At 71.8% G+C, this 26,253-nt stretch carries 26 protein-coding genes and 1 pseudogene; 19 read left to right on the top strand and 8 right to left on the bottom strand.

Annotated features, from left to right (window positions below; genetic code table 11):
* Positions 1 to 102: 102 nt before the first annotated feature.
* Positions 103 to 897, bottom strand: coding sequence for a pyrimidine reductase family protein (locus ABT063_RS33010; RefSeq protein ID WP_351063473.1), 795 nt, complete (start codon positions 895 to 897; stop codon positions 103 to 105).
* Positions 898 to 1,013: 116 nt separating this feature from the next.
* Here ABT063_RS33010 and zapE point away from each other — a divergent pair, with 116 nt between their 5' ends.
* The 10 genes from zapE to ABT063_RS33060 all read left to right on the top strand — a co-directional run bounded on the left by zapE (position 1,014) and on the right by ABT063_RS33060 (position 11,594).
* Entirely contained in the window at positions 1,014 to 2,126 is a 1,113-nt protein-coding gene (zapE, locus tag ABT063_RS33015) for a cell division protein ZapE (protein WP_351063475.1), read from the top strand.
* 183 nt (positions 2,127 to 2,309) lie between these two features.
* On the top strand, positions 2,310 to 2,702 hold the full coding sequence (locus ABT063_RS33020; protein ID WP_351063477.1) for a hypothetical protein: 393 nt from the start codon (positions 2,310 to 2,312) through the stop codon (positions 2,700 to 2,702).
* Between the two features lie 137 nt (positions 2,703 to 2,839).
* The gene (locus tag ABT063_RS33025; RefSeq protein WP_351063479.1) at positions 2,840 to 3,418 is read left to right on the top strand and encodes a carbonic anhydrase; all 579 of its coding nucleotides are present in this window, start codon (positions 2,840 to 2,842) and stop codon (positions 3,416 to 3,418) included.
* A gap of 8 nt (positions 3,419 to 3,426) precedes the next feature.
* On the top strand, positions 3,427 to 4,899 hold the full coding sequence (locus ABT063_RS33030) for a SulP family inorganic anion transporter (RefSeq protein WP_351063480.1): 1,473 nt from the start codon (positions 3,427 to 3,429) through the stop codon (positions 4,897 to 4,899).
* A gap of 116 nt (positions 4,900 to 5,015) precedes the next feature.
* On the top strand, positions 5,016 to 5,804 hold the full coding sequence (locus ABT063_RS33035) for a slipin family protein (protein WP_351063482.1): 789 nt from the start codon (positions 5,016 to 5,018) through the stop codon (positions 5,802 to 5,804).
* Positions 5,805 to 5,897: 93 nt separating this feature from the next.
* The gene (locus ABT063_RS33040) at positions 5,898 to 7,292 is read left to right on the top strand and encodes a PhoX family protein (protein WP_351063483.1); all 1,395 of its coding nucleotides are present in this window, start codon (positions 5,898 to 5,900) and stop codon (positions 7,290 to 7,292) included.
* 33 nt (positions 7,293 to 7,325) lie between these two features.
* Complete coding sequence (locus ABT063_RS33045) at positions 7,326 to 8,195, top strand: PPK2 family polyphosphate kinase (RefSeq protein WP_351063485.1); 870 nt, start codon at positions 7,326 to 7,328, stop codon at positions 8,193 to 8,195.
* A 28-nt stretch (positions 8,196 to 8,223) separates the two neighbouring features.
* A complete protein-coding gene (locus ABT063_RS33050) occupies positions 8,224 to 9,738 on the top strand; it encodes an FAD-dependent oxidoreductase (RefSeq protein WP_351063487.1) in 1,515 nt (504 codons plus the stop codon).
* Positions 9,739 to 9,798: 60 nt separating this feature from the next.
* Positions 9,799 to 10,650, top strand: coding sequence for a polysaccharide deacetylase family protein (locus ABT063_RS33055; RefSeq protein ID WP_351063489.1), 852 nt, complete (start codon positions 9,799 to 9,801; stop codon positions 10,648 to 10,650).
* A gap of 188 nt (positions 10,651 to 10,838) precedes the next feature.
* Positions 10,839 to 11,594, top strand: coding sequence for a peptidyl-tRNA hydrolase (locus ABT063_RS33060; protein WP_351063491.1), 756 nt, complete (start codon positions 10,839 to 10,841; stop codon positions 11,592 to 11,594).
* Positions 11,595 to 11,624: 30 nt separating this feature from the next.
* Here ABT063_RS33060 and ABT063_RS33065 read toward each other — a convergent pair whose 3' ends face one another.
* Entirely contained in the window at positions 11,625 to 11,897 is a 273-nt protein-coding gene (locus ABT063_RS33065; RefSeq protein WP_351063493.1) for a hypothetical protein, read from the bottom strand.
* 381 nt (positions 11,898 to 12,278) lie between these two features.
* Between ABT063_RS33065 and ABT063_RS33070 the strand changes: the two genes are divergently transcribed.
* The 6 genes and pseudogenes from ABT063_RS33070 to ABT063_RS33095 all read left to right on the top strand — a co-directional run bounded on the left by ABT063_RS33070 (position 12,279) and on the right by ABT063_RS33095 (position 18,257).
* On the top strand, positions 12,279 to 12,482 hold the full coding sequence (locus ABT063_RS33070) for a cold-shock protein (RefSeq protein WP_351063494.1): 204 nt from the start codon (positions 12,279 to 12,281) through the stop codon (positions 12,480 to 12,482).
* A 135-nt stretch (positions 12,483 to 12,617) separates the two neighbouring features.
* On the top strand, positions 12,618 to 13,715 hold the full coding sequence (locus ABT063_RS33075) for a fatty acid desaturase family protein (protein WP_351063496.1): 1,098 nt from the start codon (positions 12,618 to 12,620) through the stop codon (positions 13,713 to 13,715).
* A 208-nt stretch (positions 13,716 to 13,923) separates the two neighbouring features.
* Positions 13,924 to 15,228, top strand: coding sequence for an MbnB/TglH/ChrH family RiPP precursor modification enzyme (locus tag ABT063_RS33080; protein ID WP_351063498.1), 1,305 nt, complete (start codon positions 13,924 to 13,926; stop codon positions 15,226 to 15,228).
* A gap of 84 nt (positions 15,229 to 15,312) precedes the next feature.
* Positions 15,313 to 15,609, top strand: a pseudogene (locus ABT063_RS33085) (DUF4142 domain-containing protein); the annotation flags it as partial.
* A gap of 135 nt (positions 15,610 to 15,744) precedes the next feature.
* Entirely contained in the window at positions 15,745 to 16,524 is a 780-nt protein-coding gene (locus ABT063_RS33090) for a TIGR04222 domain-containing membrane protein (protein WP_351063500.1), read from the top strand.
* A 113-nt stretch (positions 16,525 to 16,637) separates the two neighbouring features.
* Positions 16,638 to 18,257 (top strand): alpha/beta hydrolase, encoded by a 1,620-nt coding sequence (locus tag ABT063_RS33095; protein ID WP_351063502.1) that lies wholly within the window; start codon positions 16,638 to 16,640, stop codon positions 18,255 to 18,257.
* Here the strand turns inward: ABT063_RS33095 and hemQ are convergent, their stop codons facing one another.
* Positions 18,258 to 18,989, bottom strand: coding sequence for a hydrogen peroxide-dependent heme synthase (gene hemQ, locus ABT063_RS33100; protein ID WP_351063504.1), 732 nt, complete (start codon positions 18,987 to 18,989; stop codon positions 18,258 to 18,260).
* A 5-nt stretch (positions 18,990 to 18,994) separates the two neighbouring features.
* Positions 18,995 to 20,668 (bottom strand): protoporphyrinogen oxidase, encoded by a 1,674-nt coding sequence (hemG, locus tag ABT063_RS33105; RefSeq protein WP_351063506.1) that lies wholly within the window; start codon positions 20,666 to 20,668, stop codon positions 18,995 to 18,997.
* 160 nt (positions 20,669 to 20,828) lie between these two features.
* Between hemG and ABT063_RS33110 the strand changes: the two genes are divergently transcribed.
* Together ABT063_RS33110 and ABT063_RS33115 are read left to right on the top strand one after the other, a co-directional pair.
* Positions 20,829 to 21,815, top strand: a complete 987-nt coding sequence (locus ABT063_RS33110; protein WP_351063508.1) for a DUF4349 domain-containing protein — start codon at positions 20,829 to 20,831, stop codon at positions 21,813 to 21,815.
* A 61-nt stretch (positions 21,816 to 21,876) separates the two neighbouring features.
* Positions 21,877 to 23,283: an FAD-dependent oxidoreductase gene (locus ABT063_RS33115; RefSeq protein ID WP_351063509.1), complete on the top strand. Its 1,407-nt coding sequence runs from the start codon at positions 21,877 to 21,879 to the stop codon at positions 23,281 to 23,283.
* Positions 23,284 to 23,405: 122 nt separating this feature from the next.
* On the opposite strand, the gene ABT063_RS33120 is transcribed toward ABT063_RS33115, so the two are convergent.
* Positions 23,406 to 23,732 carry a hypothetical protein gene (locus ABT063_RS33120; RefSeq protein ID WP_351063510.1) on the bottom strand — a complete coding sequence of 109 codons (327 nt, stop codon included), beginning with the start codon at positions 23,730 to 23,732 and terminating at the stop codon, positions 23,406 to 23,408.
* A gap of 125 nt (positions 23,733 to 23,857) precedes the next feature.
* On the opposite strand from ABT063_RS33120, the gene ABT063_RS33125 reads away from it, so the two are divergent.
* Positions 23,858 to 24,676 (top strand): rhomboid family intramembrane serine protease, encoded by an 819-nt coding sequence (locus ABT063_RS33125; RefSeq protein ID WP_351063511.1) that lies wholly within the window; start codon positions 23,858 to 23,860, stop codon positions 24,674 to 24,676.
* Positions 24,677 to 24,796: 120 nt separating this feature from the next.
* Here ABT063_RS33125 and ABT063_RS33130 read toward each other — a convergent pair whose 3' ends face one another.
* Genes ABT063_RS33130 through ABT063_RS33140 form a run of 3 tightly spaced genes read right to left on the bottom strand, consistent with a single transcriptional unit; the run spans position 24,797 to position 26,248 of the window.
* Positions 24,797 to 25,363, bottom strand: coding sequence for a DUF5134 domain-containing protein (locus ABT063_RS33130; RefSeq protein WP_351063513.1), 567 nt, complete (start codon positions 25,361 to 25,363; stop codon positions 24,797 to 24,799).
* Positions 25,364 to 25,367: 4 nt separating this feature from the next.
* The gene (locus tag ABT063_RS33135) at positions 25,368 to 25,925 is read right to left on the bottom strand and encodes a sigma-70 family RNA polymerase sigma factor (RefSeq protein WP_351063515.1); all 558 of its coding nucleotides are present in this window, start codon (positions 25,923 to 25,925) and stop codon (positions 25,368 to 25,370) included.
* Positions 25,922 to 26,248, bottom strand: coding sequence for a DUF6059 family protein (locus tag ABT063_RS33140; RefSeq protein ID WP_351063516.1), 327 nt, complete (start codon positions 26,246 to 26,248; stop codon positions 25,922 to 25,924). The genes ABT063_RS33135 and ABT063_RS33140 overlap by 4 nt, the downstream gene beginning before the upstream one ends.
* Positions 26,249 to 26,253: the final 5 nt, after the last annotated feature.

Consider the following 26,253-nt stretch of genomic DNA (forward strand, 5'->3'; position numbering starts at 1 on the left):
GAAACCATCCTGCCCCGCGATCGCACGAGTACTGCCGGAATCAGTGTGCCCGCCGAAAGCTAAACGGAACGGAAGATTCCACCAATGTCGGGACCGACCGCCTCAGGACCGCTGGTACCGGCTGAAGAGGAACCCGTCGTCCTCCAGCAGCGACACCAGCGCGAACCGGTGCGGAACCCCGACCGAGGGCCCGCCCGCGATCCGCTGCGCGTCGCCGACGGTGAGCATCGGGGACACGGTCAGACAGAGCTCGTCGAGGACTTCGGCGGCCACCAGCTGGCCGAGCAGGCGCGGACCGCCCTCCGTCAGCAGCCGGGCGTGCCCGAGCTCGGCGAGGGCCCGTACGGCGCGGGCGGGCTCCACGCCGACGCCGTCCCCGGCGACGACCACCCGCGCGCCCGACTTCTCGGCGGCCGCGATCCGGTCCGGGGCGGCCGCGGCGCCGGTGAGCACCAGGGTGGGCACGAGCGGTGAGGTGAACAGCGGGAGGGTGAAGTCCAGGTTCAGGCTCGCGCTGACCACGGCGATCGCCGGCGCGGGCGCCTGCCCCGCCGCCGCCCGCATGCCGGCGAACTCCGCACGCGCGCGTGCGGGGCGGTACCCCTCCTGACGTACCGTTTCGGCACCGACCACCACCACGTCCGCCAGGGCCCGCAGGGTGCCGAAGATCCGCATGTCGGTGGCGCTGGAGATGGGCTGGGAATGGCCGTCGTGCTGGGCGGCCCCGTCGAGCGTGGAGACCATGTTGGCGCGCAGCCAGGCCACCGGCCCACCGGAACCGCCCTCGGGCCCGAGCTCGGGATAGGCATAGGCCCCGGCCAGCTCGGCGAGGCTCCACTCGGCCTCCTGCCGGCCCCGGGCCACTGTTTCGTCGGTCACAGGGAACAGGCGTCGCATGTCGTGCAGTCTGGCATGACGCTCAGGGCCTGCCCGGCGGGTCCGGCGGAGGTCGCGGAGGAACCGCCTGCCCCAGTTCGGCCGGACCCGCCGGGCAGGCCCTAGCATGGGTAACCGTGCCTACCTCCCCCGCCGCGTCCGGATTCGGCCCCATGGCCGACGCCGCCCCGCTGTCCCTGTGCGCCCGTGAGCCGCACGTCCCCGCGGACCGGCTGGTCGCCGAGATGGTGCCGCCGCCGCGGTTCGACTCGGTGCGCTTCGGCACGTACATCCCGGACCCGAACCAGCCCAGCCAGACCGAGGCCGTGCGGGTTCTCGAGGGTTTCGCGGCCGGGCTGGGCGGGGCGCACGCCTCGGGGGCCGGTAAGAGCAAGCGCGGTTTCCTGGGATTCGGGAAGGCCAAGGCACCGAAGACCCCGGCCGCCCCCCGCGGCGTCTACCTCGACGGCGGCTACGGCGTCGGCAAGACCCACCTGCTGGCCTCCCTCTGGCACGCCACCCCGGCCGAGCCCGCGCTCAAGGCGTTCGGCACGTTCGTGGAGCTGACCAACCTGGTCGGCGCCCTCGGCTTCCAGAAGACGGTGCAGACCCTTTCCGGCCACCGTCTGCTGTGCATCGACGAGTTCGAACTGGACGACCCCGGCGACACCGTCCTCGTCTCCACCCTGCTCGGCAAGCTCGTCGACGCGGGCGTCGCCCTCGCCGCCACCTCCAACACCCTGCCGGGCAAGCTCGGCGAGGGCCGCTTCGCGGCGGCCGACTTCCTGCGCGAGATACAGGGCCTGTCCGCGCACTTCCGCGCCCTGCGGATCGACGGCGAGGACTACCGCCACCGCGGCCTGCCCGCGGCCCCGCCGCCGTACACCGAAGAGCAGGTCACCAAGGCCGCGCACGCCACCGAGGGCGCCTCCCTCGACACCTTCCCGCAGCTGCTGGAGCACCTCGCCCGCGTCCACCCCAGCCGGTACGGAGCGCTCACCGACGACCTCAAGGCGGTGTGCCTCACCGACGTCCGGCCGATTCCCGACCAGTCGACGGCCCTCAGGCTCGTCGTCCTCGCGGACCGGCTCTACGACCGTGAGGTTCCGGTCCTCGCCTCGGGACTGCCCTTCGACCAGCTGTTCAGCGAGGAGATGCTGAACGGCGGCTACCGCAAGAAGTACTTCCGGGCGATCTCCCGCCTCACCGCACTCGCCCGGGACGCCAAGGGACTCGTCGAATCCGCCTAACCGACCAACTCTTCCAGGTCAAGGGCCAGTTCACGCCACCCCACCCGTAGGCTTCAGCCTCTCTTCAGGTCGAAACGCTAAGTTAACCCTGCAAACAACTTTGCCGGGCTAAAGTGTTTCTTGACCAGTCATTGACTAAGCGTTGGTCCGGAGTAGAGGTGTGAACTGCCTGAAGGGGGGCGCATGTTCCGAGGTACGACGGTACGGACCGTGGTAGCGATCCTCGCCGCCGTCCTGCTCGCCCTCCCCTTCTTCGCTCCCACCGAGCACTTCGCATCCGCGCACACGGCGCGTCAAGTCGAGGCCAAAGCTCAGCCCGGAATTAAACTCACCGGCAAGGCGGTCCGCGACGAGACGGCCACGTTCCGGCACTGCGACCCGGCAAAGGACCAGCCCGGTCCCCTGCGCCCCCGCGACCGGCACCGTGCCGTCGACTTCGGTCCTGAGGCACCCGATCGCCCGTTGCCGGCACAGGACCGGGCGGATGCGGACAGACGCCTCGCACGCGTCGCGCTCACCACGTCGAGACCCTCGACAGCGCACTCTCCGGCCGCACTTCAGGTCTTTCGCTGCTGACAGCACAGCTGCTGGCAGCACAGCAGTCCCCCACCTCTGTCATGTAAGCCCGATGTCATGTAAGCCCGACGCGCCCTCGTGGCGCACCGGGTAAGCCCCGACGCGCCATTGCGACGCGCCAGGAGGAGTCACCACATATGCAGCCCCTCATCGACAACGCCCGCATGTTCGGACAGCGCCCTGAGGAGTTCGCCAAGCTGGCCGAAGGCCAGTCCCCGCAGGTCCTGTTCATCACCTGCTCCGATTCCAGGGTCGTCCCGGCCCTGATCACGGGCGCCCGCCCCGGCGAGCTCTTCGAGCTGCGCACCGCGGGCAACATCGTCCCCCCGTACGCCTCCGAGCACCCCACCAGCGAGGCGGCCACCATCGAGTACGCAGTGGAGGTGCTGGGCGTCAACGACATCGTGGTCTGCGGCCACTCGCACTGCGGCGCCGTGGGCGCTCTGGTCCGCGGCGACGACCTGACCGCCGTACCGGCCGTGCGCGACTGGCTCACGCAAGCCGCTCCGCGTCCCGCGGGCGCGGCCGAGGACCCGACCGTGGCCGAGGGCGTGCAGAGCCATGTCCTCGCCCAGGTACTGCGGCTGCGGTCGTACCCGTTCATCGACAAGAAGCTGGCGAGTGGTCAACTGACCTTGCATGCCTGGTACTACGAGGTGCACACGGGGTCAGTGCTGACCCACGACGTGTCCTCCGACACCTTCCGGGCACTGTGAGGGCCGCTGTGGAGAATCGAAGGAAGTTCCCCCATCTGCGGCAGGACTTCACCGCATCCCTGGTCGTCTTCCTCGTCGCGCTGCCGTTGTGCGTCGGCGTGGCCGTCGCCTCCGGGGTCCCGGCCGAACTCGGCCTGGTCACCGGCATCGTCGGCGGCATCGTCACGGGCTTCATGCGGGGCAGCAGCCTCCAGGTGTCCGGACCGGCCGCGGGTCTGACCGTGCTCGTCTTCGAGGCCGTGCACGAGTTCGGGCTCCCCGCGCTCGGTGTGATCGTGCTGACCGCCGGACTGCTCCAGCTCGCCATGGGCGCCCTGAAGCTGGGCCGCTGGTTCCGCGCGATATCGGTCTCGGTCGTCGAGGGCATGCTGGCCGGCATCGGACTCGTGATCATCGCGGGTCAGCTGTACTCGGCTGCCGGTCTGGAGGCCCCCGCCTCCGGTATCGGCAAGATCGCCGGGCTGCCCGGTGCCGCCGCCGACGCGCTCGGCAGCACCGAGGCGCTCGCCTCGCTCGCGATCGGGGCGGGCACCATCGCGGTGCTCGTGCTGTGGAAGCGGATGCCGAAGAAGGCACAGCTGGTGCCGGGCGCGCTCGCCGCGGTGGTCCTGGCGACCGTGGTCACGCAGGTGTCCAGCCTGCCGATCGGCACCGTCGAGGTGAACGGCCTGCTGGACTCCATCCAGCCGCCCGGAGCGGGCGCCTTCGGCGAACTGGCCAACCCGGCCATCTTCGGCACGATCCTCGCCTTCACCCTGATCGCCTCCGCCGAGAGCCTGTTCAGCGCCGCCGCCGTGGACCGGCTGCACGACGGTCCGCGCACCCAGTACGACAAGGAGCTGATGGCCCAGGGCGTGGGCAACGCGGTGAGCGGCGCGCTCGGCGCGCTGCCGATGACCGCGGTCATCGTGCGCAGCTCCGCCAACGTCCAGGCGGGCGCCAAGACCAAGGCCTCCCGCATCCTGCACGGCGTGTGGCTGCTGCTGTTCGCGGCACTGCTGCCGTCGACCCTGGCACTGATCCCGCTGCCCGCGCTCGCCGGCATCCTGGTCCACGCGGGCTGGAAGCTGATCCCCTTCCGCGGGGTCGTGGCGCTGTGGCGGGAGCACCGCGGTGAGGCGCTGATCCTGGTGGTCACCGCCGTGTCCATCGTCGCGGTGAACATGTTCGAGGGCGTGCTGATCGGTCTGGCCCTGTCCGTGGTCAAGACCGCCTGGGAGGCCTCGCACCTGAAGCTGGAGGTCATAGACAAGGGCGCCGGACCCATCCAGGCGTACCTGTCGGGCAACGCGACCTTCCTGAGGCTGCCGAAGATACTCGACAGCCTGGAGGCACTGCCGCAGGACCGCCCGGTCGAGCTGGACCTGTCCGGGCTGCACCACCTCGATCACGCCTGCCGTACGGCGCTGGAGAACTGGGCCGAGCGGCACAGTTCGGTCGGCACGGAACCGGTGCGGGTGACCTCGCCGGAACCGGTGTAGCAACCGCGTCGTAGGCGCGTCGGTGCCCGGTCCGGGGCCTGTCATGGCCCCGGACCGGGCACCAGGCATATCGTTGCAGGAACAGACACAACGGACCTCTGGAAGAGGAGGTCGGGATGCTCGCAGAGCTGGTGACAGCGGCCGCGGCGGTCGGTTCCGCGGGAGTCGTCTACGTCGCCGCGGCGGCGCGGGTCGTCAAGCAGTACGAGCGCGGGGTGGTCCTCCGGCTCGGGCGGCTGGTGGGAGACGTACGGACGCCCGGATTCACGTTGATCGTCCCGATGGTGGACCGGCTGCACAAGGTCAACATGCAGATCGTCACGATGCCGGTGCCGGCCCAGGAGGGCATCACCCGTGACAACGTGACCGTGCGCGTGGACGCGGTCGTGTACTTCAAGGTGGTCGACGCGGCGAGCGCGCTCATCAAGGTCGAGGACTACAAGTACGCGGTCTCACAGATGGCGCAGACCTCCCTGCGCTCGATCATCGGCAAGAGCGACCTGGACGACCTGCTGTCCAACCGGGAGAAGCTCAACCAGGGTCTGGAGCTGATGATCGACAGCCCGGCCGTCGGCTGGGGCGTCCAGGTCGACCGGGTCGAGATCAAGGACGTGTCCCTGCCGGAGACGATGAAGCGCTCCATGGCCCGGCAGGCCGAGGCCGACCGCGAGCGGCGGGCCCGGATCATCAACGCCGACGCCGAACTCCAGGCCTCCAAGAAGCTGGCCGAGGCCGCCCAGCAGATGGCGGAAACGCCCTCCGCACTGCAGTTGCGGCTGTTGCAGACGGTGGTGGCGGTCGCCGCCGAGAAGAACTCGACGCTCGTGCTGCCGTTCCCGGTGGAGCTGCTGCGGTTCCTGGAGAGGGCACATCAGGAGCCGCCCCAGCAGTCGATCGGGAAGTGACCCGTTCTACGCGCGTGGTTCCCGTGATCCTCGGCAGATGATAGACACGGCGGGGTCACAGTTCCTGTCCGCCAGCAGGAAGGTTGTTGCCCCATGTCCGAAACCGTGTCCACGACACGCCGTCAGATCCTCACCGGCGCCGGAGCGCTGGGCGTCTCGATCACCTTCGCCGGAAGCCTCTCCGACCTCTTCGCGGGCACCGCCGCCGCGCAGAACCTCGGCCACACCGGATACGGCCCTCTGGTCCCCGACCCGGACGGCCTGCTCGATCTGCCGAAAGGTTTCCGCTACAAGGTGCTCTCCCGCGAGGGCGACCCACTCCGCTCCGGCGAGGGCCGCGTCCCCTCCAACCACGACGGGATGGCCGCCTTCGCCGGGCGTTCCGCGGGCAGGCACGGCGGCCGGGTCCACCTGGTTCGCAACCACGAGAACCGCAACACCGCGAAGATCCCCGTCCCGACGGTCAAGGGCCTCACCTACGACCCGGCGGGCAAGGGCGGCTGCACGGCCCTGACGCTGGACGAGCGCGACAACGTGCTGTCGGAGCGGGTCGCGATCGCCGGTACGGCCGTCAACTGCGCGGGCGGGCCCACCCCTTGGGGCACCTGGCTGACCTGCGAGGAGACCGAGGACAAGGCGGGCACCAACGGTTACACCAAGGACCACGGCTTCATCTTCGAGGTCCACCCGGCCGACCCGCTCCGCTCCGGCGCCGTACCGCTGACCGCGATGGGCCGCTTCCAGCACGAGGCGATCGCCGTCGATCCGAAGCGCGGCATCGTCTACGAGACGGAGGACGCCTTCGAGCGGCCCTTCGGCCTCTTCTACCGCTTCCTGCCCGGCAAGCCGCTGGCCGGCCTCGGTTCACTGCGCGCGGGCGGCCGGCTGCAGGCGATGCGCGTGCCCGGCGTACCCGACCTGTCCTCCATCCAGGAGACCGGTACCTGTTTCGACGGCATCGAGTGGGTGGACGTACCGGACCCGTCGGCCGCCGAAACCCCCATCCGTCACCAGGACTTCGGCCCGAAGGGCATCACGCACGCGCAGAAGCTGGAGGGCTGCTACTGGGGCGGGACGTGCGTGTACTTCGTGTCGTCGTTCGCGCGCAGCGCGGAGGGTTCGGCGGCCGACCACTACGGCCAGATCTGGCGCTACGACCCCGCGGCGCGCCGCCTGACCCTCGTGATCGTCTTCGGCCCGGACACCGACGTCCAGCTCCCCGGCGAGTCCCCGGACAACATCTGCCTCGCCCCCAGCGGCGGTCTCATGGTCTGCGAGGACGGCAACGGCGCCCAGCACGTCTACGGCGTCACCCGGCGCGGCGAGGTGTACGCGGTGGCGCGCGGCCGCCAGAACATCGGGACTCCGGACGAACCGGAGTGGGGCGAGTTCGCCGGTGTCACCTTCTCCCCGGACGGCAGGACGATGTACGTGAACTGCTACACGCCCGGGACGACGTTCGCGGTGACGGGGCCGTGGCGCAGGTAGCGGCGCGGGAGGAGCAGGAGGAAGGGGTGCCCCGTGGCCAAGAAGGGCTCGAAGTCCCGTAAGGGGAGCGAACTCCGCGAGCTGCTGCGCGTGCCCGGCGGCGAACCGGTCGACCTGGCCGCGTACGACGCACGGGGCACCCCCGGCGGCCCGAAGGGCAAGGCGGCGGGCAAGGTGGCCACCGCCGAACTCGGCGAGCAACTCGCCGAGCTCCAGGAACGCCTGTGGGCGGCGAGCACGGCCGGTGACCGGCGCCGGGTCCTGCTGGTGCTGCAGGGCATGGACACCAGCGGCAAGGGCGGCACGGTCAAGCACGTCATCGGCCTGTTCAACCCGTCCGGCTGCCGCATCCATGCCTTCAAGGCACCCACTCCCGAGGAGCGCCGGCACTCCTTCCTCTGGCGCATCGAGAAGGCGCTTCCGCACCCCGGCGAGCTGGGCATCTTCGACCGCTCGCACTACGAGGACGTCCTCATCGCCCGCGTCCGCGAGCTCGCCCCCCGCGCCGAGATCGAACGCCGCTACGACGAGATCAACCGCTTCGAGAAGTCCCTGGCCGACGACGGCGTGACCGTGATCAAGTGCTTCCTGCACATCTCCTACGACGAGCAGCGCCGCCGCCTGCTCAAACGCCTCGACCGCCCGGACAAGCACTGGAAGTTCGCCCCGTCCGACATCGACGACCGCGTGCTGTGGCCCGCGTACCAGGAGGCGTACGAGATCGTCATGGAGCGCTGTTCGACGCCGTACGCCCCCTGGTACCTGGTCCCGGCGGACCGCAAGTGGTACCGGAACTGGGCGGTGAGCCGGCTGCTTCTGGAGCACCTGAGGGCGCTGGACCCGCAGTACCCGAAGGCGGACTTCGACGTGGCCGAGTGCCGTCGGCGGCTGCTCGCGCAGTGAACCGGCCCGGTAGGGGTACCCGGCTCGTATGACAGAGCACCCGCATGTCAGCGGCTCGTACTGGATCCAGACCGCGCCCGGCCCGGAGCGGCCCGTGCTGGAGGACGACCTCCGTGTCGACGTGGCCGTGATCGGCGCCGGCGTCGCCGGGCTGAGCACGGCGTGGGAGCTGGCGCGGGCCGGGCGCGAGGTGGCGGTGCTGGAGGCCGACCGGGTCGCGGCCGGCGTCACCGGGCACACCACCGCCAAGGTCACCGCGCTGCACACCCTGATCTACGACAAGCTGCGGCACACCCGCGGCCCCGAGGGGGCGCGGCTGTACGCCCGCTCGCAGACGGAGGCGATCGAGCGGGCCGCCGGCATCGTGGCCGAGCTGGACGTCGACTGCGACTGGGAGCAGCGGAGCGCCTACACGTACGCCCGCGACGCGGGCCGCGTGGAGGAGTTGCGGGCCGAGGCGGAGGCGGCGCGGGAGGCGGGGCTGCCGGCGTCGTTCGTGACGGAGACCGGGCTGCCGTTCCCGGTGGCCGGCGCGGTGCGGGTCACCGGACAGGCGCAGTTCCATCCGCGCAAGTACCTGCTGGCCCTCGCCGACGACGTGCTCGCGCACGGCGGGCACATCCACGAGCACACCACCGTCATCGGTCTGGAGGAGGGCGAGCCGTGCCGGCTGACGACCGACACGGGGGCGACGGTGACCGCCGGGGACGTCGTGGTCGCCACGCACTACCCGGTCTTCGACCGCGCCCTGCTGTTCACCCGCCTCTCTCCGCGCCGCGAGCTGGTCGTCGCCGGGACGATCGGCGCCGACCGGGACCCGGGCGGCATGTACATCACGCCGGAGGAGGGCACGCGCTCGGTCCGCACGGCACCGCACGGCGAGCAGCGGCTGCTGATCGTCACCGGGGAGCACTTCACGCCCGGCACCGGCGACACCCGCTCCCGCTTCCAGCACCTGGCCGACTGGGCCGCCGAGCACTTCCCCGACGTCACCCTCACCCACGCCTGGGCCACGCAGGACAACGACCCGACCGACACCGTGCCGCTGGTCGGCCCGCTGCACCCGGGTGCGCACCACGCGTACGTCGCCACCGGCTTCGGCGGCTGGGGCATGAGCGGCGGGATGATGGCGGGCCGGCTGCTCACCGCGCTGATCACCGGCGAGGAGTGCGCGTGGAGCGGGCTGTACGACCCGCGCCGGCTGCGTTCGACCGTGCGCGAGGCCCCGTCGTTCCTCAAGCACCAGGCACAGGTCGCCCGCCACTTCGTCGGCGACCGGCTGCGGCCCCCGCCGCCGGTCGAGTCCCTGCCTCCGGGCGAGGGCGCGGTCGTACGCACCGGTGGCGGCCGGCTCGCGGTGTACCGGGACGAGGGCGGCCACCTGCACGCCCTCTCCCCGCGCTGCACCCACATGGGCTGCATCGTCGCCTTCAACGCCGCCGAACGCGCCTGGGAGTGCCCCTGCCACGGCTCCCGCTTCGACACGGACGGCAAGGTGGTGCAGGGGCCGGCGACGCGGGCGTTGGAGCAGCGGGAGATCTGAGCGGGTGACGCTCCGGCGGTGCTGACGCACATATAAGTCATATCGCCATACATTCGTACGATGATCACTCTTGTGCGACGCGGCACCGCCGCCTGCGCCCTGAGCGCCGCCCTCGCCTCTCTCGCCGCCTGCGGCACCGCCCAGACCCCCCGGGCCGCCCGCCCGGCCCCCTCGGCGCCCGCCACGGCCCCGTCCCGGCCGCCGACCCTCGCACCCGGCCCCGCGGGCCTGACCCCCGTCTTCGAAAACGGCCCCCGGACGCACGGCAGGACCGTCGCGCTCACCTTCGACGCCGACATGACCGCCGGCCAGGGGCCGCGGGCGGCGGCGGGCGAGCGGTTCGACAATCCGCGGCTGATCGCGACGCTGCGGGCGCTGAAGGTGCCGGCCACGGTCTTCATGACGGGACGGTGGGCCGAGCAGTACCCGGCGCAGGCCCGGTCCATCGGGCAGGACCCGCTCTTCGAGGTCGCGAACCACTCCTACAGCCACTACGCCTTCGCCGACGACTGCTACGGGCTGCCGACCGTCTCCGAGAACCGGATGCGCGCGGACGTGGAGCGGGCGTACGCCGCCTTCCGGAAGGCCGGGGTGCCGGAGCCGATGCCGTACTTCCGCTTCCCCGGCGGGTGTTATGACCGGCGGGCCCTGAAGGCGCTGACCCCGACCGACGTCACCGCCGTGCAGTGGGACGTGGTGAGCGGGGACGCCTTCGCGACGGACGCGGACGCGGTCGCACGGCAGGTCCTGGAGGGGGTGCGGCCCGGGTCGGTGGTCGTCATGCACTGCACGCGCAGTGCCGCCCCGACGACCGAGCGGGCGGTACGGACGATCGTGCCCGAGCTGCGCCGGCAGGGCTTCCGGTTCGTGAAGGTGTCCGAGCTGATCGGAGCGGCGGCCGTCCGGCGGTGACCGGCCTACGCCGAACGTATGAGCGAGGACGACCACTGCCTGATCGACGCGACCAGGCCGCCGAAGGCGGAGGGGCCGCCGTACGCGATGGGGTGCCCCCCGCTCGAGCGCAGTCGGGAGTGGGGAGGCAGGAGGCCAGCGGACGGCTTGCTCGGGGTGACGCGCGCCGGCATTGGCAGACTGGACGCGTGAGCAATGATCCGACTCCTGTGAATGACAGCCCTTTCCGGTCCCGGCGAAACGCACGCGACCACGCGCCGCAGTTCGTGCTGCCCCTGGTCGTCCGTATCGAACGAGCCGCACCCCCCGCCCGTACCGACGCCCTGGAGACCGCCGCGCGCGCCGTACTCGTCATGCTCAGTGACGAGCGGTCCCTCGGTGACGGCGAGTGGGCTCAGGCCGTGCGGGACTGGCAGGACGCGCGGATCCGGAAGGTCGTACGGCGAGCCCGCGGAGCGGAGTGGCGGCGGGCCGAGGCGTTGCCCGGGATCACGGTCACCGGCGAGTCGGCCGAGGTGCGGGTCTTCCCACCCGTCCCGCTGGACGGCTGGCCCAAGGACCTGGCCCGGCTCCAGGTCTCCGGGACCGACCTCGACGACCCGGAGCCGCCGATGGACGCGGACGGGTCGGCGCCGGTGCTCTGGCTGAACCCGGACCTGGAGATGTCGGCCGGCAAGTCGATGGCGCAGGCCGGACACGGTTCCCACCTCGCCTGGTGGGAGCTGTCGGACGTGGAGCGGGCCGTCTGGCGCGAGGCGGGGTTCCCGCTCGCCGTGCGCCCCGCGGCCAAGGGCCGTTGGCACGAACTCACCACGAGCGGGCTGCCGCTGGTGCGGGACGCGGGGTTCACGGAGATCGCGCCCGGGACAACGGTCGCGGTCGAGGGATACCACCGCGTCAGCGCCTTGCCGGACGACGCGCGCCGGCCGATCACCTGGCACTGAGGGTCCGGGCCCGACTGCCGGTCCTCCGGCTCAGGAGCCGTCGCCCTGATGCCTGCGCACGCGCTCCGCCAACGGGAGGGGCGTCTCGTCCAGACCGGTGACCGACCCGCTCGCCATCCGTGCGCACGTCCCGTGGCAGGCGAGCAGTTGCCTGTCGTCGCGGTGGGAGACCACCACCGCCTCCGCGTCCGGCCGGCTCCGGTAGTCGGTGCCGCAGATGAGACAGGCCAGCCCAAAGAGCATCTCGGCTGTCGGTTCGGGGCGGCCGCGGCGGTGGCCGGAGATCGCGTCCTGTGAATACATGCGTCCAGCATCCTTTTGGTCGGTTCAGGGCACGCGCGAGGTGCCGGAATGCGCTACCGCGGGGCGCGGAGACAGTACGAGCCAGGAGTACGGCATGCGAGGTGCGCTTGGTGCCGCAACCGTACTCCCCTCCGGACCTCGCAGCCGACCCGTCAGGCGTCCGCGGACCTTTCCCCGCCCGACGGGAACATTGCCGGCGCTCCGGACGTTGGAACGAGTGGTTGTAGTTGAAGTTTGCGAACGTGTGAGCGCCCGCGGAGTTCTGACAGCGGGCGCTTCGTCGTTATTCGGGGGTTTTCTTCGACGGCTGGCGACCAGCAGCCCGGGATCGCGCGAAGTGCGTGTTTCCCGCACTACTCGCCATCTCGAAGGAGACAGCACGTGGCTCAAGGAACCGTGAAGTGGTTCAACGCGGACAAGGGTTTCGGCTTCATCGCCCCCGATGAGGGCGGCGCCGACCTCTTCGTCCACCACTCGGCGATCGACACGAGTGGTTTCCGCTCCCTGGAGGAGAACCAGCGGGTGGAGTTCACCGCCGCCCAGGGCCCCAAGGGCATGCAGGCCGACCAGGTCCGCGCGCTCTGAGGCGCTCAGAGGACACCCTCCCCGAGGCAGGCCCGCGGCGCGGGCCTGCCTCGCGCTGCTTCCGTACGGCTGCCGCATCCGGCGCCTCGTCCCCGGCGCCGGCCAGGCAGCGCCGTGCACCCCGAAAGGAACCCTGTGACCACTGAGATCAGCGCCCGGAGCACCGATCCGGCGGAGCACGCCGAGATCACCAAACCCCCGCCCGCCGGCCGGGGCAGCGACTACGCCGCACTGTCCCGCGAGGTGAAGCAGAGCGGGCTGCTGAAGCGGCGCCCGGGCTACTACTCCGTCAAGGTAGGGGGGAACCTGCTTCTGCTGGCCGCCGGCTGGACCGCGTTCGCCCTGATCGGGCAGTCGTGGTGGCAGCTGCTGACCGCCGCCTTCCTCGCGGTGATGTTCACCCAGACCGGGTTCATCGGACACGACGCCGGACACCAGCAGATCGCCGGCTCCAAACGCGTCAACAACCTGCTCGGTCGCGTGCACGCGGACCTGCTGATCGGCCTCAGCTACGGCTGGTGGATCACCAAGCACAACCGGCACCACTCCCACCCCAACCACATCGACCGCGACCCCGACATCGCCGACGGCGCGATCGCCTTCACCGAGGACCACGCCCGCGTCCGCAGCGGAGCGTACGCCTGGCTGGGCCGTCACCAGGCCTGGCTGTTCTTCCCGATGCTGCTGCTGGAAGGACTCGCCCTGCACGTCGCCGGCGTACGGGCGATGCTCGACCGCACCGGCACCGCGACCTCGCGGGCGACCAAGCTGGGCGAGGCGGCCATGCTGACGGCGCACCTCGGCGGCTATCTCGCCGCGCTGTTCCTGGTCCTGTCCCCCGTCCAGGCCCTGTGCTTCCTCGCCGTGCACCAAGGACTGTTCGGGCTGTACATGGGGTGCTCGTTCGCCCCCAACCACAAGGGCATGGCCATGTTCGCCAAGGACGACAAGATCGACTTCCTGCGTCGGCAGGTACTGACGTCACGCAACATCCGTGGCAGTCGGTTCACCGACTTCGCGCTCGGCGGGCTGAACTACCAGATCGAGCACCACCTGTTCCCCTCCATGCCGCGGCCCAGCCTGCGCCATGCCCAGGAGATCGTGCGCACGTTCTGCGCCCGGCACGGCATCGCCTACCACGAGACCGGGCTCTTCGACTCCTACGCCCAGGTACTGCGGCACCTCCACGCGGTCGGCGGCCCGCTGCGCCTGCGCCCCGAGCTGGAGTACTGATCACCCTTCCCTCGGCCTTCACCGGCTTTTGAACGGCACGGCCGCTGCCCCCGTATCTCCTGGCACTGGCCGAGCGACACCCGCGCCGAACCTCAAATGTTGCTCTGAACGTTCCCGCGGCGGGGTTCGGGCGCGGGCGCCGGGGCCATACCCCCGTCACGCCCGAGGAGGCGGCACCGCGTATCCGGAGGAAGCCGAGGAGGGGACCATGGAGCGACTGGGGACGGGCATCGGGTGGCGGCCGGAGATCGCGGACGCCGTGGAACGCATGCCGGGCATCGACTGGGTCGAGGTCGTGGCCGAGAACGTCTGCCCCGGCCACCTCCCGGAGTCGCTGCTGCGCCTGCGCGAGCGCGGGGTGACGGTGGTTCCGCACGGCGTCTCGCTCGGCCTCGGCGGCGCGGACCGCCCCGACGAGGGGCGGCTCGCCGCCCTCGCCGAGCGGGCCGAGGCGCTGGGCTCGCCGCTGGTCACCGAGCACATCGCGTTCGTCCGGGCGGGCGGGCCACTGACCGCCTCGCCGCGCCTGGAGGCGGGCCATCTGCTGCCCGTGCCGCGCACCCGTGACGCGCTCGACGTGCTGTGCGAGAACGTCCGCATCGCGCAGGAGGCGCTGCCGGTGCCGCTCGCCGTCGAGAACATCGCCGCCCTCATCTCCTGGCCCGGCGAGGAGATGACCGAGGGTCAGTTCCTGTACGAGCTGGCCGACCGCACGGGCGTCCGCCTCCTCATCGACGTGGCGAACCTGCACACCAACCATGTCAACCGCGGCGAGGACCCGGCGGCGGCGCTCGCCGAACTCCCCCTGGAAGCCATCGCCTACGTCCATGTCGCGGGCGGCTTCGAACGTGACGGCGTCTGGCACGACAGCCACGCCCATCCGGTCCCCCGCCCGGTCCTCGACATCCTGACCGACCTCGCGTCCCGGGTCTCCCCGCCGGGCGTCCTGCTGGAACGGGACGAGAACTTCCCCGAACCGGCGGAACTCGAAGGGGAGTTGGAAGCGATACGGGAGGCGCTGGAGAAGGGCGGCGCGCAGGCCACCACCCCTGCGGCCCCGGCCGCCCCCGTCCCGCCGACGACGACAGCGGCCGACGACGCCAACCGCCAACGGCTCGCCCTGGCACAGACGGCGTTGCTGTCCGCGCTGGTCGCGGGGACGCCCGTGCCCGAGGGGTTCGACCGGGTACGGCTGGGCGTGCAGGCACGGGCCCTGGCCGGCAAGCGGGCGGACGTGGTCGCGAAGGTCGCGCCCGAGCTCCCGGAGCTCCTCGGCGCCGACTATCGCTCCGCCTTCCTCACCTACGCCCAAGGCCATCCGATGACCGACGGCTACCGCCGCGACGCTCTGAACTTCGCCGAGCACATGCTGCTCGCCGGGCGCCTGGAGGACGCGGGCGTCCGGCGGGAGCTACGGGAGTGGTGGCTGGAGCGCTCGGGACCGGCACCACGCTCGCAACGCCCGGCGGTGCGACTGGCGCGCGCGACGCGGCGGGTACTGCTGCGCCGCTGAACGGGAAGACGGTGGTGCACCTCTCGGCCGACCGAGTCGGGTGGTGGGTGGGCATAGGCCCGGGGGTCCAGGGGGCGGAGCCCCCTGGCGGGGGCGAAAACCCGGTACGGCAGTTGCCGCACCGGCCTGACGGCGCCCCTCGTCGCGCTGATCTTCCCGATCTGGTCGTACGAAGACAGGTCCGGTACGGGCCTGGACGTACTGAACGCCCAGACCGTGTCGACGAGGTACGGGCCGCTGTCCGCTCCGGACCGGGACTTCGTCATGAAGGTCCGGCTGGACGAACGCGTCCGCGACGTCGCCTCCAAGCTCGGCCTGGAACTGCCCAACGAACCCACCGACCAGCAGAAACAGTGGCTCGCCACGCTGAACTCGGCACGTCAAGGTCCTGGAGGCCACCGGCCCGCCACCGGAGCCCGTGGATCCCTGAGGCGGAACGTCACGTACCGGCAACGCTCGGTCCGGATTGTGAACAAGGCATGGCGTTCCACTGGCCCGTTCGCATAGAAAATCCACATGTTCTGGGTCCTTCTCCTGCTGCTCGCCTGGGCCGCCGCCGGCACGGCGTGTACGCGGCTGTGCCTGGCCGCCGTGCGTACGGCGACTGTGGACACAACAGACGCGACCACGGCCCGGGCACACGATCTGACGCTGTACGAGGCCGCGTTCCTGTCCGGCGGCCCCCGGCGGGTCGCCGATCTGACGCTCGTCTCCATGGCGCGCCAACGGCGCCTGCTGCTCGCGCACACCGGCTGGGCGACGGTCGTCGACCCGCGCGGGCGGGACGAAATGGAGCGATCGGTGATAGGCGCCATCGGGCCGGAGGGGCAGTCGCGCATCGCGCCGGTACGGGCCGCCGCCGCGGCCGCGGACGCCGTGCACGGCATCGCCGACCGGCTCGTCAGCGCGGGGCTCGCCATGCCCGACGGCGCCCGGGCCGGTGTCGCGGCCGGGGTCCGCCAGGTGCGGCTCGCCGCGGGGGCCGTCGTCGCGCTGGGCGCGACCGCGCTGCTGACGCCCGCTCAGTCGGACATGCCGCGCGGCCTGGTCGCCCTGTGGTTCGGGCTTCCCTTCGCGCTCACCCTGAGCTGCCTGGCCATCGCGCGGATCGAGGTCCCCCCGTACGCGCGCTGGGCCTCCCCGGCCGGCCGGCGCCTGCTCGGCGCCCTGACCCGGCACGCCGGCGGGGACGACCGTACGGACCTCACCTCCGTCGCCGTCCACGGCATCAGCGCGATCGGCGAACCGGACCTGCGCGCGGCCTTCGCCCACCGCGAGCAGCACCGGCAGGAGTGAAAGACGGGGCGCACGGAGGCATTGGCGCCGACACCGGCCGAGTGGTGCTTGCCTTCGCCAACAGGTGACCGAAATATCCCTTTTGTTGCTGCCGTGCACCGAAGGGAAACGCGATGAGAGCCCCCGCCCTCTACTCGGCCGCCGGGTCCTTGCTCCTGACCACGCTCGCGGCCGCCCCGGCCGACGGCGCCCCGGCCGTGCCGGCCGCGGCCGAACTGCGCGGCACCGCGGTGGCCGCCGCGCACGCAAAGGCGGAGGGCATCGACTTCGGGAAGTGCGCCGCCGAGCCGGACATGCCGGACAGCGTGCAGTGCGGCACGGTGTCCGTCCCGCTCGACTACGCCCATCCGCACGGCAGGCAGATCAAGCTGACCGTCAGCCGGATGCGCGCCACCCACAAGGACCCGCACAACAGCAAGCGCCGCGTGCCCCGGCAGGGCGCCCTGGTCTACAACCCGGGCGGGCCGGGCGGCACCGGCATGTACTTCCCGCTGATCGGTGCGCTCCCCGAGTGGAAGCGGATCGCGGCGGCGTACGACCTCGTCGGCTACGCCCCGCGCGGGGTGGGCCGCTCGGCGCCCCTGTCCTGCAAGGACCCCAAGCAGTTCTTCCAGGCACCGTCACAGGCGCCGACGCACCCCTCGGAGTCGTACAAGCAGGAGCGCGTCGCGCAGGCGAAGGCGTACGCGCGCGGCTGCGCCCAGCGTGCGGGCAGCGCGCTGCGGCACTACACCTCCCTGAACAACGCCCGCGACCTGGACGTCCTGCGCGCCGCGCTGGGCGAGCACAGGCTGACGTTCATGGGCGCGTCGTACGGCACGTACTTCGGAGCGCTGTACGCGACCCTGTTCCCCTCGCACGTACGGCGGATGGTGTTCGACTCGGCGGTGAACCCGGCCCCCGAGCAGATCTGGTACCGCAACAACCTCCGCCAGTCGGCCGCGTTCGAGGGCCGCTGGGAGGACGTCCGGGAGTGGATCGCCCGGCACGACGCCGTGTACGGGCTGGGCGACACGGCTCAGGAGGTGCTGCGCAGCTACGAGAAGGCACGGGCGCGGCTGGCGGTGAAGCCGGCGGGCGGGAAAGTCGGGCCCGCGCAGTTGCAGGGCGCGTTCCTGTCGGCCGGGTACTACGACGACTACTGGCCGCACCGCGCGCACGCGCTGTCGGCGTATCTGAAGGGCGACCCGAAGCCGCTGATCGAGCAGGCCGGGCCGCATCCGCAGGCGGCGGCCGAGGCGGAGAACACCCACGCGGTCTACACGGCCGTCGAGTGCAACGACGCGCCCTGGCCGACGGACTGGAGGGTGTGGGACCGGGACAACACGCGGCTGGCGCGCATCGCGCCCTTCGAGACCTGGGACAACGTGTGGATGAATCTGCCGTGCGCCTACTGGCCGGCGCCTCGGCAGCAGCCCCTCGACGTGCGGACCGGGCGGGGCGAGCTGCCGCCGACGCTGATCCTGGCCGCCGAGCGGGACGCGGCCACGCCGTACGACGGCGCCCTGGAACTGCACCGGCGTCTGTCGGGTTCGGTGCTGGTGACCGAGCGGGGCGCGGGCACGCACGGCATCGCGGGTGGTCCGAACCCCTGCGTCAACGGGCACGTCGAGGCGTATCTGCTGCACGGCGACCTGCCGGCGCGGCGCGCGTCCTGCGCACCGCGCCCCGAGCCGAAGCCGAAGTCGGCGACCGCCGCCCGGAAGGCGCCGACCGCCATGCCCCCACGCTGATCAGGCCAGGCCCGAGACCAGCTCGGCCACGGACTTACGTCGCCCGGTGAAGAACGGCACCTCCTCACGGACGTGCCTGCGGGCCTCCGAGCCGCGCAGGTGGCGCATGAGGTCGACGATGCGGTACAGCTCGTCGGCCTCGAAGGCGAGGATCCACTCGTAGTCGCCGAGGGAGAACGAGGCGACCGTGTTGGCGCGCACGTCCGGGAAGCCGCGGGCCATCTTGCCGTGGTCGGCGAGCATGCGGCGGCGGTCCTCGTCGGGCAGCAGGTACCAGTCGTACGAGCGCACGAAGGGGTAGACGCTCACGTAGTCGCGGGGCGTCTCGTCGGCGAGGAACGCCGGGATGTGCGAGCGGTTGAACTCGGCGGGGCGGTGCAGCGCCATGTTCGACCACACCGGCTCCAGCGCGCGGCCCAGCTTGGTGCGGCGGAAGAGGTTGTACGCCTCCTGGAGCTGGTCGCTGGTCTCCGCGTGCCACCAGATCATGAGGTCGGCGTCGGCGCGCAGACCCGACACGTCGTACGTGCCGCGGATCGTCACGTCCTTGGCGGCGAGCTGGTCGAACAGCTCCTGGACCTCGTCGGCGTAGCCCGCGCGGTCCTCGGGGAGCACGTCCTTGAGCTTGAAGACGGACCAGAGGGTGTAGCGGATGACCTCGTTGAGGTCCTTGGCCAGCTTGCCCTTGTTCGGGATCCTGCCGGGCTCGGTGGTGGGGGCGTCGTCACTCATGGTCCTTATTCTCCCGCTCCGCCGTGCAGACTCTGCACCGGGTTGGCGGTGAGCTCCTGCACAGCTCGCAGGTCACCCTGGATCTGGTCGACGGCCGCGTACGCGCTCGCGATGCAGGCGGGGATGCCGACGCCGTCGTACTGCGCGCCGCACACCGCCAGGCCCGGCAGCTTGCCGACGTGCTCGCGGATGCGGGCCACGCGCGCGTGGTGGCCGACAGGGTACTGGGGCAGGCCGTCGGTCCAGCGGGTGACGCGGGTTTCGACGGGGGTGGCGTCCAGGCCGGTGGCCTGCTCGAGGTCGTGCCGCGAGACGTCCACCAGGTCGGCGTCGTCGCGCCGGAGGATCTCCGTCTCGCCGTACCGCCCGACGGAGGTGCGCAGGACGATCAGGTCCGGGTTCTCGTCGGCGATCCAGCCCCACTTCTGGGAGGCGAAGGTCGACGCCTTGATGGTGCGCCCGTCGACGGGCGGCACGAGGAAGCCGCTGCCCTCGGGGAGGGAGATCTCGCCGCGGCGGTAGGCGAGGGTGACCAGGGCCATGGAGGCGTACTCCACGCCGGCGAGCTCGGCGGCGGCCTCAGGGGCCTCGGCGCGCAGGAGTCCTGCCGCGACCGGGGCGGGCACGGCGACGACGACCGCGTCCGCGTACAGCACACGATCGCCGGCGACGACCCGCCAGGTGGCGGGCGGCTGCGCCGCCGCGGAGCGGTGTGCCGGCGGGGCGTCGGAGGCGGGGGACTCGGCTGCGTGAGGACCAGCCGCTGGGGTACGAGCTGCGAGATCCGCCGCCTCGGCTTCCGTCCGCGCCGCGCGGCCCCCGGCCGCTGCCGCCCGCGCCCCGCAGCTCTCGTCGGCCCCCGCCCCGCCGCGGCCGAAGGCTCGCGGCCGGCCCGCGTCTCCCGCCCCCGTCGGCGCCACCCTGCGCAGTTCCGTCACCGGCACCCCGGTCAGGATCTCGCCGCCGTGTGCCCGCACCGACTCCGCGACCGCGAGCGGGAGGGTGCCCACGCCGCCCTCGATGCCCATGAACACCGGCCCGGTCTGCTGGTTGGCAGCGGCCTTGGCCTGGATCTCGCGGACCGCCTGCGTCAGGGAGTCGTGCGTCCGCGCCGCCTGGAAGAGCTGCGGGACCGCCGAGCGCATCGAGATGCGGTAAGCGTCGCCCGCGTAGACCCCGCCCAGCAGTGGCTCGACGAGGCGGTCGACGACCTCGCGGCCCAGCCGCGCCGCCACGTACTCCCCGACGGCCACGTCGTCGCCGACCTCCGTGCGGGGCAGGTCGGCGTCGCGCTCGATGCGGGCGAGGCCGTCCTCGGACAGCACACCGGAGAGGGCGGAGGGGGTGCCGGGGACACCCATGACGTGGCCCTTGGGCATCGGGCGCAGGGCGCCGCGCGTCCACAGGGAGGCGCTCGCGGTGGCGGGCGGCTGGAGGCGGTCGGTCAGACCGGCCTCGCGGGCAAGGGCGACGGCCTCCGGGCGGCGGGCGAGCATCGACTCGGCGCCGAAGTCGACGCGCGCGCCCGCGATCTCGCCGGGCAGCAGCTTGCCGCCGACCCGGTCCGACGCCTCCAGCACGGTCACTGTCGCCCCGCGCCGCAACAGCCGGTGGGCGGCGGCCAGTCCGGCGATGCCCGCTCCGATGACGACGACCCGACCCGCACCCGTTGCGCTCATGTCCCCACTTTCTCAGACCCCACTGACACTCCCGCGGCACCCCCGGTGTCCTTCACGAGTCCTGACCGTGACCGCATCGGGACCGTCGAAGGCCAACGTCCGGGCCCGCCCCGGCGTCGAAGGAGCGTCAGTCGTCACGACGACCCTCGGGGGTACGCACATGCGCGCACGACCTTCCGTACGACCGGTCCAGGCCCTGGCCGGGATCCTCCTGGCCGCGGCCCTCGCGCTCACCGGCTGCAGCGGCGGCGCCGACAGCGGCTCCGGCGACGAGGGCGCCCTCGCCCAGTCGGACGCGAAGGAGGCCGCCCCGGGCGGCGCCGCGGACAGCGACAGCGGCAACGGGGCGAGCGGCGCCAAGGCCACCGCACCGCCCAAACTCACCGCGAGCCACATCATCCGCACCGCCTCCCTGACCGTGCGGGTCAAGGACGTACCGAAGGCTCTCGACGCGGCCCGCACCACCACCGAGACCGCGGGCGGCTACGTCGGCAAGGAGACCACCACCCGGGTCGAGGAGAGCGGCGAGGAGACGGAGGTGGTGCTGCGTGTGCCCGTCGACAAGTACGACGAGGTCCTCGCCGATCTGGAAGGCACGGGCAAGCTGCTCGAGCGCACGGCAAAGGCGCAGGACGTCACCGACCAGGTCGTCGACGTGGAGAGCCGCATCACCTCGCAGCGAGCGAGCGTGACGCGGATCCGCGAGCTGATGGACCAGGCCACCCGGCTGAGCGACGTGGTGACGCTGGAGGGCGAGTTGAGCAGCCGCCAGGCCGAGCTGGAGTCGCTGCTCGCCCGGCAGGCGTCCCTGAAGGACCGCACGACCCTGGCCACCATCACCCTCTCCCTGCTCGAGCCGCCGGTCGAGGAGGCCACCGAGGACGACGATCCGGGGATCGTCGACGCGCTGGCCGGCGGTTGGAACGCCTTCGTGACGATGCTGCGCTGGATCGTCGTGGCGCTGGCGGCAGTGCTGCCGTTCGCCGCGGTCGCCGCGCTGATCGTGCTGGTGTGGCTGCGGATCGTACGGCCCCGGCTGCCGCGCCGGCCGGCCACCGCGTCGGCGATGACCGCGCTGGGCCCGCTGCCGACGGCCCGGCAGGCACCGGAACCGACGCGCCCGCAGGAGGGCGGGGAGGAGAACTGAACCAGCCTGGGCAGGAATGGCCGGGCAGGACTGAAATGCCCGGCACCCGTAGCGTGTTCGCATGAGCGTGAGCATGAGCGGAACGAGCCGTGGGGCAGAGCGTCTGGTCGTGATCGGCGGCGACGCCGCGGGTATGTCCGCGGCGTCGCAGGCACGCCGTCTGAAAGGCCCGGACGAGTTGGAGATCGTGGCCTTCGAGCGCGGCCACTTCACTTCCTTCTCGGCCTGCGGCATCCCTTACTGGGTGGGCGGCGAAGTCTCCGACCGCGACCAGCTGATCGCCCGCACGGCCGAGGAGCACCGCGCGCGGAACATCGATCTGCGCATGCGGACGGAGGTCACGGAGATCGACGTGGCCGGCGGGCGGGTACGCGCGCGTGACGTGGATTCCGGCGCCGAGTCCTGGAAGTCGTACGACAAACTCGTGATCGCGACCGGCGCCCGCCCGATCCGCCCCGACCTGCCGGGTGTCGACGCGCCCGGCGTCCACGGCGTGCAGACGCTCGACGACGGCCAGGCGCTCCTGGACACGCTGGCACGCACGCGTGGCCGCCGCGCCGTCGTGGTCGGCGCGGGCTACATCGGCGTCGAGATGGCCGAGGCGCTCATCAACCGCGGCTACGAGGTGACGGTCGTCAACCGCGGCAGCGAACCGATGTCCACGCTCGACCCGGACATGGGCCGCCTGGTGCACGAGGCCATGGAGGGCTTGGGCATCACCATGGTGAACGACGCCGAGGTGACCAAGCTGCTGACGGGCCAGGACGGCCGCGTGCGGGCGGTCGCCACGCAGGACGCCGAGTACCCGGCGGACGTGGTCGTGCTGGGCATCGGCGTACGCCCCGACACGGCGCTCGCCGAGGCGGCGGGCCTGCCCCTGGGGGCTCATCGCGGGCTGCTGACGGACCTGGCGATGCGGGTGCGCGGGCACGAGAACATCTGGGCCGGCGGGGACTGCGTGGAGGTCCTCGACCTGGTCTCCGGGCAGGAACGGCACATCGCCCTCGGCACCCACGCCAACAAGCACGGCCAGGTCATCGGCACCAACGCCGGCGGCGGCTACGCCGCCTTCCCGGGCGTGGTCGGCACGGCGGTGAGCAAGGTCTGCGATCTGGAGATCGCCCGCACGGGCCTGCGCGAGAAGGACGCCCGCCGCGTCGGCCTCCAGTTCGAAACGGTGACCATCGAGTCGACCAGCCGCGCCGGCTACTACCCCGGCGCCTCCCCCATGACGGTCAAGATGCTCGCCGAACGCCGCACGGGACGGCTGCTCGGCGTGCAGATCGTCGGCAGGGAGGGCGCCGGCAAACGGGTCGACATCGCCGCGGTGGCCCTGACGGCCGGCATGACGGTGGAACAGATGACGTCCCTGGACCTGGGGTACGCGCCGCCGTTCTCACCGGTATGGGACCCCGTGCTGGTCGCCGCCCGCAAAGCAGCAAAGGCAGTTCAGGAAAACGCCCTATAGGGCAGCGTCCCCAGGGGCGCGGGGCTGTGTCGATGTGCGGCTTCGCCGCGGGGCGCGACCAGCCACACACGACCCGCAGCCGAGAACCACCCACACCCCCACGGCGCTACTCGCACAAACCCCTACGCCGTCCCATTGATCCGATCGATCGCCTGTCGAGCCTGCTCGGCCGGCGGCCGAGCAGGCAACGACGACACCGACGCGCTGGAAGGCATCGCGGCAGCCGGCTGCGCCCCCGCCGGCCTCGCATGCGCAGCCCCCTGCGGACTCGACCGGAGCCGATGGCTCACCGCCTCGTCGAGAGTGACGGGCCGCTGCTTCTGCGTGGCCAGCCGCCCGGCCTCCTGGCCGAGCCTGGCCACGTCCTCCCACGGCAGCCGCAGCACCAGCGCGATCTCGGCTTCCCCGTCGGGCGTCGCCACCATCGGAGGGGTAACTCGGTCGTTCATCGCCTGTTCCTCACGTCGTCCCCGCGACCCGCCTTCCCCGTGCCGCGGGCGGTTGAGGACACATACGCACGCGCGGACGGCGGCGTTCACCGGTTCGCCGCCCGCATCGGGGGCACTACTTCCTTGTGGTCATCCCCGTCCATGACGTGAACCCGGCGCGCCGTACCCCCTGGGTGACGTACGCGCTGATCGCCGCGAACGTCTTCGTCTTCCTCTCCACGCCCGGCCTCGCCGGCTCCGTGACGGGGGAGAGTCACCTGGCCCAACTCTGCAACCTCCAGGCGTTCCTGGACCACTACGCGGCGGTACCACGGGAGTTGATCCACCATCAGATGCCGCGCCTGGTGCCGACGGGCGACGTCGGGGTGGGCCCGCAGGGGGCGGGCTGCGTGATCGGGCCGCCGAGCTACGACAAGTCCCCCGAACTGGCCGTCCTCACGGCGATGTTCCTGCACGGCGGCTGGTTGCACCTGTTGGGCAACATGCTGTTCCTGCTGATCTTCGGCAACAACATCGAGGACCGGATGGGGCACATCCGCTTCGCGCTGTTCTACGGGGTGTGCGGGTACGCGGCCGCGTACGGCTACGCGCTCGCGAACGCCGACTCGGCCGACCCGCTGATCGGCGCGTCCGGGGCGATCGCGGGGGTGCTCGGCGCGTACCTCGTGCTGTACCCGAGGGCACGGGTGTGGGTCCTCGTCCCGTTCCTGATCTTCCTGCCGCTGCGGCTGCCGGCCTGGCTGGTGCTGGGCTTCTGGTTCGGTCTCCAGGCGGTGTACTCGTCCGGCGAGGGCATCCCCGAGGCCGGGACCGTGGCATACCTGGCGCATGTCGTCGGCTTCCTGGCGGGCATGCTGATCGCCTGGCCGCTGCGCCCCGGCACTCCGCCGCCACCGGAACCGCGCGGCCTGCTGTTCGGCAGGCGGGCACGGCCGGGCTGGTGAGAACAAAAGCACCGGCCTCGGAACGAGGCGCCAGGAGAGACTCGCATGCCTCGACGAACGCGAGGACATCCGAAGTCGATTCCGATGCCCTCGCGCACGAGCAGGCGCGCAGCACATCGGTCAGAGCGCCGCGAGCATCGTGAGCATGGCCACCGCCATCGCGACACGGCAGGCGCGGCTCAAGAACATGGCGAGACGTGGGACCTGCCCGGAGATGTCCGCAGGACCTGGGGCCACGAGAGTGGCCCCGGCGTAGAGGACGTAGACCGCGAAGTAGGCGAGCAGGATCCCAGTGAGCACTGGCACGCCGATGCCGGCCATGTGGGCCCCGGGTTCTGTGCCGGAATGGTGTCCGCCCACGGGCATGGTGAACGCCATGTAGACCATCGCGAGCGCGCCGATGACGTGATGCAGACGTTGGCGCAACGGACGCGGGAACGCCAACGCGGTCAGACCGATGGCGGCGAAGACTGTTCCGAACACGGTGCTGCTCCAGCTGGGCAGGACGGCCATCAGCGAAGGCGGCGCCATTGCGGCCATGCCGAAACCCATCAGAGCGTCGCCCGTCATCTCGGCTCGCTCCGCGCGGGGCCCGGTGCGGACGCGGAGCAGACAGTAGGCGCCGACAGCCGCGCACAGTGCAGCGAGCAGCCAGCCGGGAAACCCGGACAGTGCCGCATGATGCATGCGGTCAACCCCCCAGGTCCTCGATGAGGGCTGCCCGGGCCCGCGCCACCCGGGACCGCACGGTTCCCACAGGGCACCCGCTGACCTGCGCGGCCTCTGCATAGCGCAGGCCCAACAACTGGGTGAGGACGAAGGCCTCGCGGCGTTCCTCAGGCAGGGTGTCGAGCAGCTGCCCCAGGGCGATGCCGTCGTCGAAGCCGGGCAGGCCGCGCGGCTGGGAGCGTTCAGCCATCGACTCCCAGTCGGGAACGGCGTACAGGCGCGGCCGGGCCGCCGCATACCGGCTGCTGTCGACGACGGCACGCCGTGCGATGGTCATCAGCCAGGTCCGCGCGGATGAGCGGCCCTGGAAGCGGCGAAGAGCGCTGAGTGCGCGCAGGAACGTCTCCTGAGTAAGGTCGTCGGCGGCCTGTGGGTCACGGCTGAGGTGGGCCACGAAGCGCCAGACATCGCGGTGCAGTGAGCGGACGAAGCGCTCCGCCGCGTCCGCGTCACCGTCGCGGGCCGCGAGTGCCAGCCGGGTCGCGTGCGTGTCGCGGGTCAGCCGGTCTGTGTTGGTCACGGAGTTCCTCTCGGTCGGAGCTCATCACCAGGCGGAAACCGTTTCCGCTTGCTGCCGGTGTCCTCACGTGCCGAGCCGTGGTCGGTCCGGAAGCCTCCGGCGGCGTACATGCGGCGTTCGAGCGCGCGCTCCTCAGCGGTCAGTGGAATCCCCGCGCGCCGGCGCTCCGGGTGTCCCGGCGGCGGGTCGCCGGACCGCAGGACGAGCGCGGTGTACTCGGGATGGCCCGGGGCGACCCAGAAGCTGCCGTATGCGGTCAGCGCCCGCCAGAAGCCGTTGAGCAGGACGAGAGCCCGGTAGCGCCACAGCAGGGCGCCCCTCATCCCCG

It is taken from the genome of Streptomyces sp. NPDC002838 (genome assembly GCF_040295365.1).
GTDB lineage: Bacteria > Actinomycetota > Actinomycetes > Streptomycetales > Streptomycetaceae > Streptomyces.